The organism is Geodermatophilus sp. DF01-2 (assembly GCF_004571065.1).
In the GTDB taxonomy this organism is placed as follows: Bacteria; Actinomycetota; Actinomycetes; order Mycobacteriales; family Geodermatophilaceae; genus Geodermatophilus.
This window is the reverse complement of the sequence record NZ_SPQN01000014.1, coordinates 41,514-54,430: the sequence shown is the minus strand read 5'-3', so window position 1 is coordinate 54,430 and position 12,917 is coordinate 41,514. Positions and strand designations below refer to the sequence as shown.

General features: G+C 75.3%; 14 protein-coding genes and 1 pseudogene. 4 read left to right on the top strand and 11 right to left on the bottom strand.

The genetic code is table 11. The features are described 5' to 3' along the window. Together E4P41_RS23075 and E4P41_RS06680 are read right to left on the bottom strand one after the other, a co-directional pair. A partial coding sequence (locus tag E4P41_RS23075) for a hypothetical protein (protein WP_245177151.1) occupies positions 1 to 104 on the bottom strand: 104 nt, incomplete at its 3' end. 37 nt (positions 105 to 141) lie between these two features. Beyond that, positions 142 to 1,164 (bottom strand): annotated as a pseudogene (locus E4P41_RS06680) (bifunctional 3-(3-hydroxy-phenyl)propionate/3-hydroxycinnamic acid hydroxylase); the annotation flags it as partial. Positions 1,165 to 1,224: 60 nt separating this feature from the next. Here E4P41_RS06680 and E4P41_RS21940 point away from each other — a divergent pair. Continuing rightward, positions 1,225 to 1,371 carry a hypothetical protein gene (locus E4P41_RS21940; protein ID WP_167760945.1) on the top strand — a complete coding sequence of 49 codons (147 nt, stop codon included), beginning with the start codon at positions 1,225 to 1,227 and terminating at the stop codon, positions 1,369 to 1,371. A gap of 3 nt (positions 1,372 to 1,374) precedes the next feature. Here the strand turns inward: E4P41_RS21940 and E4P41_RS06675 are convergent, their stop codons facing one another. The 5 genes from E4P41_RS06675 to E4P41_RS06655 all read right to left on the bottom strand — a co-directional run bounded on the left by E4P41_RS06675 (position 1,375) and on the right by E4P41_RS06655 (position 6,330). Continuing rightward, on the bottom strand, positions 1,375 to 1,962 hold the full coding sequence (locus E4P41_RS06675; protein WP_245177150.1) for a molybdenum cofactor biosysynthesis protein: 588 nt from the start codon (positions 1,960 to 1,962) through the stop codon (positions 1,375 to 1,377). 64 nt (positions 1,963 to 2,026) lie between these two features. Next, positions 2,027 to 3,148, bottom strand: coding sequence for an XdhC/CoxI family protein (locus E4P41_RS06670; RefSeq protein WP_135140122.1), 1,122 nt, complete (start codon positions 3,146 to 3,148; stop codon positions 2,027 to 2,029). A 66-nt stretch (positions 3,149 to 3,214) separates the two neighbouring features. Continuing rightward, the gene (locus E4P41_RS06665; RefSeq protein ID WP_135140121.1) at positions 3,215 to 4,321 is read right to left on the bottom strand and encodes a VWA domain-containing protein; all 1,107 of its coding nucleotides are present in this window, start codon (positions 4,319 to 4,321) and stop codon (positions 3,215 to 3,217) included. Positions 4,322 to 4,376: 55 nt separating this feature from the next. After that, the gene (locus tag E4P41_RS06660; RefSeq protein ID WP_135140120.1) at positions 4,377 to 5,291 is read right to left on the bottom strand and encodes a MoxR family ATPase; all 915 of its coding nucleotides are present in this window, start codon (positions 5,289 to 5,291) and stop codon (positions 4,377 to 4,379) included. Between the two features lie 196 nt (positions 5,292 to 5,487). Further along, on the bottom strand, positions 5,488 to 6,330 hold the full coding sequence (locus E4P41_RS06655) for a PRC and DUF2382 domain-containing protein (protein ID WP_135140119.1): 843 nt from the start codon (positions 6,328 to 6,330) through the stop codon (positions 5,488 to 5,490). A gap of 325 nt (positions 6,331 to 6,655) precedes the next feature. Here E4P41_RS06655 and E4P41_RS06650 point away from each other — a divergent pair, with 325 nt between their 5' ends. Then, a complete protein-coding gene (locus E4P41_RS06650) occupies positions 6,656 to 7,465 on the top strand; it encodes a DUF3097 domain-containing protein (RefSeq protein WP_135140118.1) in 810 nt (269 codons plus the stop codon). Between the two features lie 43 nt (positions 7,466 to 7,508). Here the strand turns inward: E4P41_RS06650 and E4P41_RS06645 are convergent, their stop codons facing one another. From E4P41_RS06645 to E4P41_RS06630, 4 genes are all read right to left on the bottom strand, one after another. After that, the gene (locus E4P41_RS06645) at positions 7,509 to 7,700 is read right to left on the bottom strand and encodes a hypothetical protein (protein WP_135140117.1); all 192 of its coding nucleotides are present in this window, start codon (positions 7,698 to 7,700) and stop codon (positions 7,509 to 7,511) included. A gap of 263 nt (positions 7,701 to 7,963) precedes the next feature. Further along, positions 7,964 to 8,803: an aldo/keto reductase gene (locus E4P41_RS06640; protein ID WP_135140116.1), complete on the bottom strand. Its 840-nt coding sequence runs from the start codon at positions 8,801 to 8,803 to the stop codon at positions 7,964 to 7,966. Between the two features lie 100 nt (positions 8,804 to 8,903). Further along, positions 8,904 to 10,085, bottom strand: a complete 1,182-nt coding sequence (locus E4P41_RS06635) for a GNAT family N-acetyltransferase (protein ID WP_135140115.1) — start codon at positions 10,083 to 10,085, stop codon at positions 8,904 to 8,906. After that, entirely contained in the window at positions 10,082 to 11,326 is a 1,245-nt protein-coding gene (locus tag E4P41_RS06630) for an MFS transporter (RefSeq protein ID WP_135140114.1), read from the bottom strand. The genes E4P41_RS06635 and E4P41_RS06630 overlap by 4 nt, the downstream gene beginning before the upstream one ends. 185 nt (positions 11,327 to 11,511) lie before the next feature. On the opposite strand from E4P41_RS06630, the gene moaA reads away from it, so the two are divergent. Together moaA and E4P41_RS06620 are read left to right on the top strand one after the other, a co-directional pair. Continuing rightward, on the top strand, positions 11,512 to 12,564 hold the full coding sequence (moaA, locus tag E4P41_RS06625) for a GTP 3',8-cyclase MoaA (protein WP_209307572.1): 1,053 nt from the start codon (positions 11,512 to 11,514) through the stop codon (positions 12,562 to 12,564). A gap of 83 nt (positions 12,565 to 12,647) precedes the next feature. Next, on the top strand, positions 12,648 to 12,914 hold the full coding sequence (locus E4P41_RS06620; protein ID WP_245177149.1) for a MoaD/ThiS family protein: 267 nt from the start codon (positions 12,648 to 12,650) through the stop codon (positions 12,912 to 12,914). Positions 12,915 to 12,917: the final 3 nt, after the last annotated feature.

Sequence of the window (12,917 nt, the reverse complement as noted above, 5' to 3'; positions counted from 1 at the left end):
GCGTTGCCCGCGCTGATGACGCCGTCGGCCTTGAACGGGGTCTTCAGCGAGCCGAGCTTCTCCAGGGTGCCGCCGGGGCGGATGCCTTCGTCGGCGCTGACCACGGTGCCGTCGGGCGTCGTGACCGCCGCCGGTCATCAGCCGGCCCAGCAGCAGCGCCATCCGCACCATCGCCCGCGCGTGCGGCTCGCGCTCGGCCTGGTGGGTGTCGAGCAGCCGCTCGGGGGCCGCGCCGGCCAGCACCGCCGCCACCTTCCACGCGAGCTGGTGGACGTCGCGCAGCCCCAGCCCGAGCCCCTGGCCGATGAACGGCGGGGTGAGGTGGGCGGCGTCCCCGGCGAGCAGCACCCGACCGCTCCGCCAGCGGTCGGCCACCTGGGCCCGGTAGACGTACTCGGCGACCCGCACCACCTCGGCGCCCGCCGCGCCGTACGGGGCCAGCAGTGCGGGCAGCCGGGCGGTCAGCGCGTCGCGGGTCTCCCCCGGGCGCAGGCGGAACTCCCACCGGTAGCGGTCGCCGGACACCGGCATGGCAGTGGCCGCCCGGTGCGGGTCGCAGACCTGGTGCACCCCGGGCCAGAGCGGCAGCGGCGAGGGCGATCGCAGGTCGGCCACCAGCCAGCGGTCGGGGCGGCCGAGGTCGCGCATGTGCGCCCCGATCGACGTCCGCACCGTGCTGTTCGCGCCGTCGCAGCCGATCACCGCAGCGGCCCGCACCCTCGACCGTGCTCCGGAGGCCCGGTCGAGCACGGTCAGGGTCACCTCGCCGTCCTGCGTCAGGTCCACCAGCTCGCAACCGGTGCGCAGCTCGACGAGCGGCTCCCGGCGGACGGCGGCCAGCAGCAGCTCCTCCAGGTCGGGCTGGTGGAACATCGACCCCTGCGGCCAGCCGTGCACCCCCGCCCGCGGGTCGCGGGCGAACCCGGCGAGCACCCGCCGGCGGCCGTCGAGCAGCCGCAGCCCCTGCATCGGCCGGCTGATGCGCAGGAAGTCCTCGGCGACCCCGGCGTCGGCCAGCGCGCGCAGCGCCTCGTCGTCCAGGTGGACCGCGCGGGGCTGCCCGTAGGGCGAGCGCTGCCGCTCGAGCACCACCACCGCGACCCCGCGACGGGCCAGCAGCAGCGCCGCCGTCAGCCCCACGGGCCCGGCGCCGACGACGACCACCGGGCGCCCCGTCACGCCGTCACTCTCCCAGCCGGCGCTCCGGGCGGTGTGGCAGCAACGGTGCAGCCGACTTCCCACCGGTGTGACCAACGCCACGACCTGTCCAGCACGGTCATGCGCTGTGCGTGCCACGGCGGCGGGACGACCGGCCTCGACCTGCGGCTGCGCACCGCGGTCCGGCTCGAGCTCGTCCCGGTGCCGGCCTGACGGTCAGCCGGCCCCGCGGTCGGGCGCCCGGCGGACGGCGTCCCCCGCCCGGGTCGGGTCCAGCGGGACCGGACCGGCGAGGACGGCGGGGCCCAGCCGCAGCACGCCGTCCGACATCGCGGCGCAGCGCACCCCGCCCCGACCGCGCAACGCCCGGTGGGCGCCCGGCGCCAGGACGACGTCCATCCACGCGCACGGGTGCGCCGGCCGCCCGCCGCCCAACAGCACCGGCCCGGAGCCGGAGTCCAGCGCGAACCGCTGCCTGCGCAGCGCCTCCACCTCGGCTCCGCGCAGGACGACGGTGCGCCGCGCCAGCAGCGGGTCGAAAGGGAGGACGCCGATCTCGGCGGCGACCGCCTCCAGCGCCTCGACGGCGAGCACGGTGAGCCGGGCGTCGCGGTGGGCCGGGCGCCCCGCGTAGCGGTCCCCGACCACGCCGTACCCGGCGCGGACCTCGATCTCCTCCCGCCGGTCTCCGTCGACGGCCGGGGCAGGGCTGAGGGGCCGGCCGTCGTAGCGGTGCACCGGGGAGGCCAGGAGCGCGACCACCTCGACGTCATACCTGTAACGCAACTCTTCGATGTCGCTCACCGCGCGTTGGCCCCTTTCCAGGGTCCCGCCCCGAGCCTGCGAGGGGTGGGGAGGAAAGGGGTCCTTACCGGTCGGCCGTCCGGTGGATCGGCCCGTCGGTGCCGGTCAGCCGCTCCCCGGAGCCGCCCCAGCGCCCGGCGATGACCTCCGCGGCGATCGAGATCGCCGTCTCCTCGGGCGTGCGGGCGCCGAGGTCCAGGCCGATCGGCGAGGAGAGCCGGACCAGTTCCTCCTTGGCCAGGCCGGCCTCCTCCAGCCGCGCCAACCGCTCGTCGTGGGTGCGCCGCGAGCCCATCGCGCCCACGTAGGCCACCGGCAGGCGCAGTGCCACCTCCAGCAGCGGGACGTCGAACTTGGGGTCGTGGGTGAGCACGCACAGCACGGTGCGCTCGTCGATGCGGCCGGCATCGACCTCGGCCTGCAGGTAGCGGTGCGGCCACTCCACGACCACCTCGTGCGCGTCGGGGAAGCGCTTCGGGGTGGCGAAGACCGGGCGGGCGTCGCAGACGGTGACCCGGTAGCCGAGGAAGGCACCGACCCGGGCGACGGCGGCGGCGAAGTCGATGGCCCCGAACACCACCATCCGGGCGGCCGGGGCGAAGGCGTTGACGAACAGCGTCAGGTCGTCGCCGCGGCGCTCGCCGTCGTGCCCGACGTGCAGCATCCCGGTGCGGCCGGCGGCCAGCATGCCGCGCGCGTCGTCGACCACCGCGTCGTCCAGCCGCTGCAGACCCAGCGTGCCGGCGCTGCGGTCGGGCCAGACCACCAGCCGGCGGCCCACCCGGTCCTCCGGCCCGGCGACGCAGGTCACGACGGCGACCGGCTCGTGCGCCTCGACCGACTCGGCGACCTCGCCCAGCTCGGGAAAGGACTCGCGAGACACCGGCTCGACGAACACGTCGAGGATCCCGCCGCAGGTCAGCCCCACGGCGAAGGCGTCGTCGTCGCTCACGCCGTAGCGCTCGAGGGTCGGGACGCCGCTCTCGACGACGTCCCTGGCCTCCTCGTACACCGCGCCCTCGACGCAGCCGCCGGAGACGCTGCCCACCGCGGTGCCGTCCGGGCCCACCAGCATCGACGCCCCCGCCGGGCGCGGCGCCGACCGCCAGGTGGCGACCACCGTCCCCATCCCGACGGTCTCGCCCGCCTGCCACCAGCCGATCAGGTCCTCGAGCACGTCACGCATCGCTACCCCTCCCTGGCGGAGTCGCTCGAGTGCGGAAACCGCACTCGAGCGACTCCGCAACAACCCTCATGCACGGGAGATCACCCCCGCCAGTTCCTGGAACGCGGCCAGGCTGTGCCCGGCCACGAAGTGGTCGACCGACGGCAGCGCCGCCTGCATCCCCCCGGTGAGCGGCTCGTAGCCCTCGCGGCCCTTGTGCGGGTTGACCCACACGACCGCGTGCGCCAGCCGCTGCAGCCGGGCCATCTGCTCGGCGAGCACCTCGGTCCCGCCGCGCTCCCAGCCGTCGCTGCAGACCACGACCACCGCCCCGCGCGCGGTGCCGCGCTGCCCCCACCGGTCGAGGAAGGCCTTCAGCACCTCGCCGAGCCGGGTGCCGCCCGACCAGTCCGGGATCGCCGAGCCGCTGGCGGCCAGCGCCCGGTCCGGGTCGCGCAGCCGCAGCTCGCGGGTCACCCGGGTCAGCCGGGTGCCGATCGTGAACACCTCGGTCGCCGCCGGGTGCGCCCGGACGGCGGCGTGCGCGAAGCGCAGCAGCGCGTCGGCGTAGGAGCTCATCGACCCGGAGACGTCGACCAGCAGGACGACGCGGCGCGGGCGGGGCCGGGCGCGCCGGTGCAGCAGCCGGGTGACCTCGCCGCCGTCGTGCAGCGCGCGGCGCACCGTGCGGGAGGCGTGGACGACGCCGTGCGGACCGGGCCGGCGACGGCGGGAGGGGCGCATCGGTGACGCCGGCACCAGCAGCGCGAACAGCCGGCGCAGCTGTTCGCGCTCGGCGCCGGTCAGCTCGGCGACGTCCCGGTGGCGGAGCACCTCGTCGGCGCTGGCCTGGCCGGCCAGCTCCGGTTGCGACTCGCCCTCCTCCTCGCCGGGGCCGGGGTCGAGCGGCGCGGTCGTCGCGGTCCGGGGCTGCGGCGGCCCGGCGGGTCGCACCGGCCGGGGCGACTCGCCGCCGAAGTAGGCGGCGAAGGCGGCGTCGTAGCGGTCGAGGTCGTCCGGACCGGCGCACAGCGTCAGCCGGCCGGCCCAGTAGACGTCGGTGGCGTCGAGGACGTCGAGCGCCGCGACCGCGGCCAGCATCGCCTCGACCCGGTCCGGGGAGGCGCCCACCCCGGCCACCCGGAGGGTGCGCGCGAAGCCCAGCACCGTGTCGACGACGTCCCGCCGCGGCATAGCGGAGTCGCTGGAGTACGGAATCCGCGCTCCAGCGACTCCGCTCGGCGTCCGGTCAACCACCGAAGAGCGCCCCCCGGGCCATGGCGTGAACCCGGTCGGTGTCCTCCCGATACTTGAGGACGGCGCCCAGCGTGCGCGCCGCGACGTCCGGGTCCAGTTCGCGGGCGCCCAGCGTGTGCAGGGCGGTCGCCCAGTCCATCGCCTCGGCGACCCCGGGCGGTTTGAGCAGGTCGAGGGTGCGCAGCTTCGCCGTCGCGCGGGCGACCTCGTGGGCCAGCTGCTCGGTGACGTCCGGCAGCCGGCGGCGGAGGATCGCCACCTCCCGGTCGAAGTCCGGATGCTGCAGCCAGTGGTAGAGGCAGCGCCGCTTGAGTGCGTCGTGCACCTCGCGGGTGCGGTTGGAGGTCAGGACGACCAGCGGCGGCGTGGTCGCCCGGATCGTGCCGAGCTCGGGGATCGAGATGGTGAAGTCGGAGAGGACCTCGAGCAGGAAGGCCTCGAACTCGTCGTCCGCGCGGTCGACCTCGTCGACCAGCAGCACGCTCGGGGAGTCCTCCAGTGCCTGCAGCAGCGGGCGGGCGAGCAGGAAGCGGCGGTCGTAGAGCGAGGCCTCGAGCGTCTCGGTGTCGCCGGTGGCGTGCGCGGCCTCCGCGGCGCGCAGATGCAGCAGCTGCCGCCCGAAGTCCCAGTCGTAGAGCGCCTGGCTGGCCTCGAGGCCCTCGTAGCACTGCAGCCGGTACAGCGGCCGTCCGGTCACCTGAGCGAGCGCCTGGGCCAGCGCCGTCTTGCCGACCCCGGCCTCGCCCTCAAGGAACAGCGGTCGGTGCATGGCCAACGCCAGGTAGGCCGCGGTCGCCAGGCCCTCGTCGGGCAGGTAGCCGGTGCCCACGAGAGCAGCGGTCAGCTCGTCGGGCCCACCGACGACGCCACCCGGGCCAGCTGCCGGCTGCACCGTGGTCTCGCTCACGTCCCGAGCATCCCACCCCTCGCAGGGCGGCGACCCTGCCCGGTCGGGCGGCTCGCCCGGTCCGGACGCGGCATCCCCCGGACGGCAGATGGCCGGCCGGGAACGAGTCCTCGGCCGGCCACCGCAGTGAGGGGCTGGCCCCGGCGGAGTCCCGCTGCGAGCCTGCGAGCGGCGGGACCCTGCAGGGGGTCCTTTCTCAGACCCGACGGTCCGTGGTGCCCGGGCCGTCGACCTCGATCTCCTCCTTGCGGACGTCGGCCGACACCTGCTCCTGCTCGGTGACGGCCTGCTTGTCCAGGCGGACGTGCTCGACCGGCACGGCCTCCTTCTCCACGACCGGACGCTCGGCGCGGAGGGTGACCTCGTGCTCCTCCTCGGAGATCGCCGGGCCGTCCATGGCGTTCCCGACGTTGGCGTCGGTGATCGGCTCGCGCTCGACCCGGACCTCCTCGCGGGAAACGGGCACGGTCTCGGTCACGTTCTCGCTGACGACGTACTTGCGCAGCCGGGCCCGGCCGACCTCCTCGCTGCGGGTCCCCACGTTGAGCCGCTCCTCCGAGCGGGTCATCGCGTCGTCGGTGGTGGGGCCGGAGGTGTCGCGGCCGACGGCACCGGGAGCGACGTCGTCGCGGTCGGTGCGGCCCGCCATCCCGGTCATGCCCGCGGTCGTCGTCGTGCCGACGGTCGTCGTCGTGTCGGTTGTGCCGACGGTGCTGTCGGTCATGCCGAGCTGCAGGTCGTAGTACCGGTAGAGCTCCTGCTCCTCCTGCGGGGAGAGGTGCCCGTCGGTGTCGATCTTCGGGGCGTCCTTCACCTGGCTCTTGGTCACCGGGACCCGGAGGCCGTCGTCGGTGAGCTCGGCGTTGCGGATGGGGACGAAGGACTCCTTCGTCCCGAACATCCCCGTGCGCACCGTGACCCACTCCGGCTGGCCGCTCTCGTCGTCGAGGTACACCTCCGACGCCGAGCCGATCTTGTCACCGCTCTGGTCGTAGACGTCCTTGCCGATCACGCGGCTGATGGCTTCGGTGCCGATCATCGTGGCTGTCGCTCCCATCTGAGCACTGAGCACTAGGTGGTTCGGTCGCACCGATGGGTGACCGGTCAGCCGGTCACGAAACGGCATCACCGACCGCGACACGCCCGGGTCGGCCCGAGGGCGGCTCCCGCCGCAGGGCCGGAGACGGTTCCGTCCCGCATTCGCGCTGCTCAGCGCGGAGATCGAGGGGGATGACGAGGGACCCCGGACGACGGTAAGGGACGATCACGAAATGTGATGTCGGCACAGTCGGGCGTGTCGGACACGGCCCGACCTCGGCGCGTCGGTCCCGCCACGGGTCTTCCTTCTGCCCATCCTGGAGGGCGTGCCTCCCCGCTCGCCGTACGACGACCTGGTCCATCCCCGCACCGTCAAGAAGCCCACCCCGCAGGTCGAGGCCGACCGCGACCTCGTCGTCGAGGACCCGAGCTCGGGGTTCGTGGGCGCGGTCGTGCGCTGCGAGAAGGACGTCGTCCACCTGGAGGACCGGTTCGGGAAGGTCCGCGCCTACCCGCTCGGCCCCGGCTTCTGGGTCGACGGCCGCCCGGTGGTGCTCGTCCGGCCCAGGCCCGAGGCCCCCGCCGGGCCGGCACGCAGCGCCTCCGGCTCCACCTACGTCGCCGGCGCCCGCGCACGGGTGGCCCGCGAGGGGCGCATCTACGTCGAGGGCAAGCACGACGCCGAGCTGGTGGAGAAGGTCTGGGGCCACGACCTGCGCCTCGAGGGCGTCGTCGTCGAGCCGCTGCACGGCGTGGACGACCTGCCGGCGATCGTGCGTGACTTCCGGCCAGGCTCCGGACGGCGGCTCGGCGTGCTGGTCGACCACCTGGTGGAGGGGTCGAAGGAGTCGCGGATCGCCGGGCAGGTGACCGGCGCGCACGCGCTCGTCGTCGGCCACCCGTTCATCGACATCTGGCAGGCCGTGAAGCCGTCCGTCGTCGGGATCCGCGCGTGGCCGACCGTGCCGAAGGGTGAGCCGTGGAAGGAGGGCGTCTGCCGCCGGCTGGGCTGGGAGGACGACACCGGCTACGTGTGGGCGCAGCGGATCCTCGCCCGCGTCCGCACCTGGACCGACCTGGAGCCGGCGCTCATCGGCCGGGTCGAGGAGCTCATCGACTTCGTGACGACGGACTGATGGAGTGCCAGGGCGGATGATGCGCCCTGGCACTCCACCGGCGTCACTCGCCCCGGCGCAGCGGCGGCTTGTCCTCGGGTGCCGAGGCCACGTTGCGCTGGGCCTCGGGCGGGTCGAGCGGGCCGCCGACCTGGTCGCGGTCGTCCTGCTCCGCTGCGACGTCCCTGGGCCTCGGGGCCTCGGTGCCGTTGCGCGGCACCGAGGCCGGTGGGTTCGTGCCGGTCGGATCGGTCATGGCCGTTCGCCCTCTCCATGGGTCGCTGGTCTCCGATGGTTCCTGCATGACCGCCGACGAGGACGGCGAATCGAACGATGACCGCTCGTCACGAGTTCGTCCAGAAGGCTCCCGACGCAGCCGAGTCGTGCGCCGGGAGCCTCCCGCTCAGCCGTGGACGCGGGTGGCCATCGGGGCTCGCGACCGGACGGCGACGTCGGGTGCCGGGACGGTGACGCAGCGGAGTGCGACACCGCAGGAAACCTGCCGCACTCCGCTGGACGTCAGCTCGCGACGTGGTTGAAGGTGTCCGGGTCGGGACCGGTGCGCTCGCCGCGGTCCAGGCCGGTGACCGTGGCCATGTCGTCGCGGCTCAGCTCGAAGTCGAACAGTGCGAAGTTCTCACGCATCCGCTCCGGGGACACCGACTTCGGGAAGACGACGTCGCCGCGCTGGACGTGCCAGCGCAGCACGACCTGCGCCGGCGTACGGTCCAGCCGCTCGGCGATGGCCACGACTGCCGGGTCGCCGAGCACCTTGCCCTGCGCGATCGGCGACCAGGCCTCGGTGACGATCTCGTGGTCGGCGTCGAACGCCCGGACGTCGTCCTGCGCGAGGTAGGGGTGCACCTCGATCTGGTTGACGGCCGGCCGCACCTCCGTCCCGCCGAAGAGCCGGCGCAGGTGGTGGGGCTTGAAGTTCGAGACGCCGATCGCCCGGGTCCGGCCGCTGGCGTAGATCTCCTCCATCGCCTTCCAGGTCTCGACGTAGTCGACGTCGATGCCCGGCAGCGGCCAGTGGATGAGGAAGAGGTCGAGGTATTCGAAGCCGAGGTCGGCCAGGGACTGGTCGAAGGCGCGCAGCGCGTCGTCGCGCCGGTGGAAGCCGTTGTTCAGCTTGCTGGTCACGAAGACCTCGCCGCGGTCGATTCCCGAGCGCGCGACGGCCTTCCCGACGCCCTTCTCGTTCCGGTACATCTCGGCGGTGTCGATGTGCCGGTAGCCGATCTCCAGCGCGGCGGAGACGGCCTCCGCGGTGTCCTCCGGCGGGACCTGGTAGACGCCGAACCCCAGCTGGGGGATCTCGACGCCGTTGTTGAGCCGGATCGTGGGCACGCTGGCCACAGGTGCTCCTCTCGCTGACGGATGGGGCGCCGCGCGCCCGCACCGGGCGCGCGGCCTGCCGGCAGACCGCCTACCCGGCGGCCCCGCGCTCAACCCGTCGCTAGAAGTAGTCGAGCAGCTGGGCCGGGGGCCCCGCGGCGAGCAGGTCCAGCGCGGCGGGGTCCTCCGGCCCGTGCACCAGCCCGGCCAGCGCCGCGGCGCGGCCGGTGGTGACGCCGCAGTACAGCTGTGCGAAGCCGCGGACGTCGAGCCGCAGCCCCGGGTCCCGGCCGGGACGCCGCAGCTCGCCGGCGCCGTCGGCGAGCTCGAGCTCCCACGGCCCGGCGTTCTCCGGCACGACCGGGTCGACCAGCGTGAACGCCACCCGCCCGCGCACGTGCCCCGGCCAGCCGCGGTCGGCCACCGCGCGCACCACGTCGACCGGCCGGTGCATCCACGCCGTCGCGGGCCCGGCCGGCGACCGTTCGAGGGGCAGCCCCCCGGATGCCGCGTCGCCGGCCAGCAGCGGCACCCGGACGGTGCCGGTGACGGTGCGCCAACCGGCGAGCACACCGACCAGGGCGTGCCCGGCCTCCGCGGTGACCGCGAGCAGGTCGGAGACGGTCAGCCGGGCGTCAGGGCCGTAGCCGGTGCCGCGCCCGTACACCAGGGCCCCGGTCGGCGCGCCGTCCTGCTCGACGACCGTGACGCCGTCCACGCCGTCCGGCCACGGGCCGTCGTGCGGCAGGTCGTACCTGCCCCCGCGCCGGGTGAGCAGGCCGCTGCGCGGCCGGGCGAGCGTCTCGTACAGCGCGTCGACCACGGCGAGGTCGACCGGCTCGCCCGGGCGCACGCGCACCCCGGGGACCGGCGCCGTGGGCATCGAGGCGGTGTCGAGGTCGGCCCGCTGCAGTGCACCCACGACCTCCCAGCCCAGCCGCCGGTACACCGCCGACACCGTCGGGTACAGGGCGCTGACCGCGGCGCCCCGCTCCCGGCCCCGCGCCAGCAGGTCGGTGAGCAGGGCCCGGGCCACGCCCGCGCCGCGGTACTCGGGCAGGACGGCGACGCCGGCGACGTCCGCCGTGGCCAGCACCCGGCCGCCCCACCACTGCCCGTGCCCGGTGTCGGTGGCCGTGCCGACCAGGCGCCCGCGCTCGTCGAAGGCGCCCAGCCGGAGCATCCCGGGCACCGGCCGCAGCGCCCGGTCCGGCGGCGTGACCGGCCCACCGAAGGCCAGCCGGCCGAGCTCCCACGCGGCGGGCAGGTCTTCGTCGACCAGCGGCCGCACCGTGACGCTCATGCCACGCCTCCAGGGGCCGTCCCCGCCAGTACCGGCGCCGGGCGGGCACGCAGCAGCGGTGCGCCGGCCAGCGCCACGAGCGCCGAGAGCGCCGCGGCCAGCGCCGGGACGGCGAACGCCGGCTCGGCACCCCAGGCGTCGACGGCCGCGCCGGCCAGCGCGGAACCGGCCGTCACACCGAGCGTGAGCCCGGTGGTGGTCCACGACAGCGCCTCGGTGAGGGCGGCGCGCGGCACCCGGGACTCGGCCAGGGACGTCCCGGAGACCAGCACGGGGGCGATGGAGAGGCCGGCGAGGAAGCCGGTGGCCACGAGCACGGTCAGCGACCCGACGCCCCACAGCAGCTGCGCGGCCAGGCCGAACACGACGGCGGTGGCCAGGAACCGCGTGGCCAGTGTCCCGGGCAGCCGGACGACGCCGTAGAGGAGGCCGGCCACGAGGCTGCCACCCGCGTAGACGGCGAGCGCCACACCGGCCAGCGCGGGCGCGCCCTCCTCGTCGGCGAACCCGACCACGACGACGTCCATCGCCCCGAAGACGGCACCCACGGCGACGTAGGTGGTCGCCACCAGGAGCACCGTCGCGTTGAGGGCCGCCCACCGCCGGGACGGCGCGGCGGGGTCGGCCGGGTGCACGGCGGGCTCGGTGGCACCCTGCCGGGCCAGCCAGAGGCCGCCGAGCGTGCCGAGCGCGATGCCGGTGAGGAAGCCCACCGGAGGGGCGACGAGGGTGGCCAGCAGGGTCACCAGCGGCGGGCCCACGACGAACACGACCTCGTCGACGACGGCCTCGAGTGCGAACGCCGTCTGCCGGCGGGCCGGGTCGGCCAGGGCCTCGGCCCAGCGGCCCCGCACCAGGGAGCCGATGTTGGGGCCGCTGGCGCCGCACGCCGCGGCCAGCACGAACCAGGTCCAGAGCGGGGCCCCGGCGGTGACGGCGGCGACGAAGGCGACGCCGGAGACCAGGTAGCCGGTCATCGCCACGCGCAGGACGGCGCCCTGCCCGCGCCGGTCCATCGCCCGCGCCCACTGCGGGCTGGCGATCGAGAAGCTCAGCGCGAGCGTGCCGGAGACCGCGCCGGCCAGGCCGTAGCTGCCGGTCTCGGCGGCGACGAGCAGGACCGCGCCCAGGCCGAGCATGGGGATGGGCAGCCGGGCGACCCACCCGGCGAAGGAGAACGCCACCGATCCGGGGACGGCGAACAGGCGGGCGTAGGGGCTGAACACGGTGCGGGGTGACACGGAACTCTCGCGCTTCCTGGCCACAGGCGAGTGCGGGGCTGCCCGCCGGTCTCTCGGGTGGCCCCGCGACCGTAGCAACGCACCCGTGTGCGCCGCCCCCGGATTCCCGCCGCCCGGCGGGTCGGCGGCTGCACCGCCCGATCGGCGAGGGGCGCACGGTCGCCTCCCCGCACTACATTCGGGCTGTGACCTCGACCAGCCCGCTCCCGGACCCGGTGGCCCGCCGCGCGGACCCGACCCCCGGTACCGGCGGCCTCGTGGACCGGCACGGCCGGGTCGCGACCGACCTGCGGGTATCGCTGACCGACCGGTGCAACCTGCGCTGCAGCTACTGCATGCCGCCGGAGGGCCTGGACTGGCTGCCCAAGGTCGAAGTGCTCACCGACGAGGAGGTCGCCCGGCTGGTCCGCATCGGCGTCGAGCAGCTGGGCATCCGCGAGGTCCGCTTCACCGGTGGCGAGCCGCTGCTGCGCCCCGGCCTGGTCGGCATCGTGGCCGCCGCCACCGCGCTGGAGCCCAGGCCCGAGGTCAGCCTGACCACCAACGCGATCGGCCTGGCCCGGGTCGCCCCCGCGCTGGCCGACGCCGGCCTGGACCGGATCAACGTCAGCCTCGACACCCTCGACCGCGACCGGTTCAGGCAGCTCGCCCACCGCGACCGGCTCGACGACGTCCTCGCCGGGCTGGCCGCCGCGCAGACCGCGGGGCTGACGCCGGTCAAGGTCAACGCCGTCCTGCTGCGCGGGATGAACGAGGAGGACGCCGTCCCGCTGCTGGCCTTCTGCCTCGAGCACGGCTACCAGCTGCGCTTCATCGAGCAGATGCCGCTCGACGCGCACCACGCCTGGACCCGCGGGGAGATGGTGACGGCGGAGGACATCCTGGAGCGGCTGTCGGCGGCGCACACGCTCACCCCGGACACCGAGGAGCGCGGCTCGGCCCCGGCCGAGCGCTGGCTGGTGGACGGCGGCCCCGCGACGGTCGGCGTCATCGCGTCGGTGACCCGGTCGTTCTGCGGCAGCTGCGACCGCACCCGGCTGACCGCCGACGGGCAGGTCCGCAACTGCCTGTTCGCCCGCGAGGAGTCCGACCTGCGGACGCCGCTGCGCGAGGGCGCCACCGACGAGGAACTGGCCGACCGCTGGCGGATCGCCACCCTCGGCAAGCTGCCCGGGCACGGCATCGACGACCCGAGCTTCCTGCAGCCGGCGCGGCCGATGTCGGCCATCGGCGGCTGAACGTGAGCCGACCGCGAACGAGCACCGCAGCGAGCTCGGCGAGCGAGGAGCGGAGCGGGCGCGGAGGCGGAGCAGGTGGCATGGTGCCCACCCACCCCGCCACCCCGGTGACCGTCACGGTGCGGTACTTCGCCGGGGCCCGCGCGGCCGCCGGCGTCGAGACCGAGATCCGGGAGGCCACCAGCCTGGACGAGCTCGTCGGGCAGCTCGTCGACGCGCACGGCGAGCGGCTGGAGCGGGTGCTCGCCGCGTGCTCGTTCCTCGTCGACGGGGCGCAGACGCGGGACCCGTCGTCGGCCCTCGCGCCCGGGGCGGTCGTCGACGTGCTGCCCCCGTTCGCCGGGGGGTGAAGA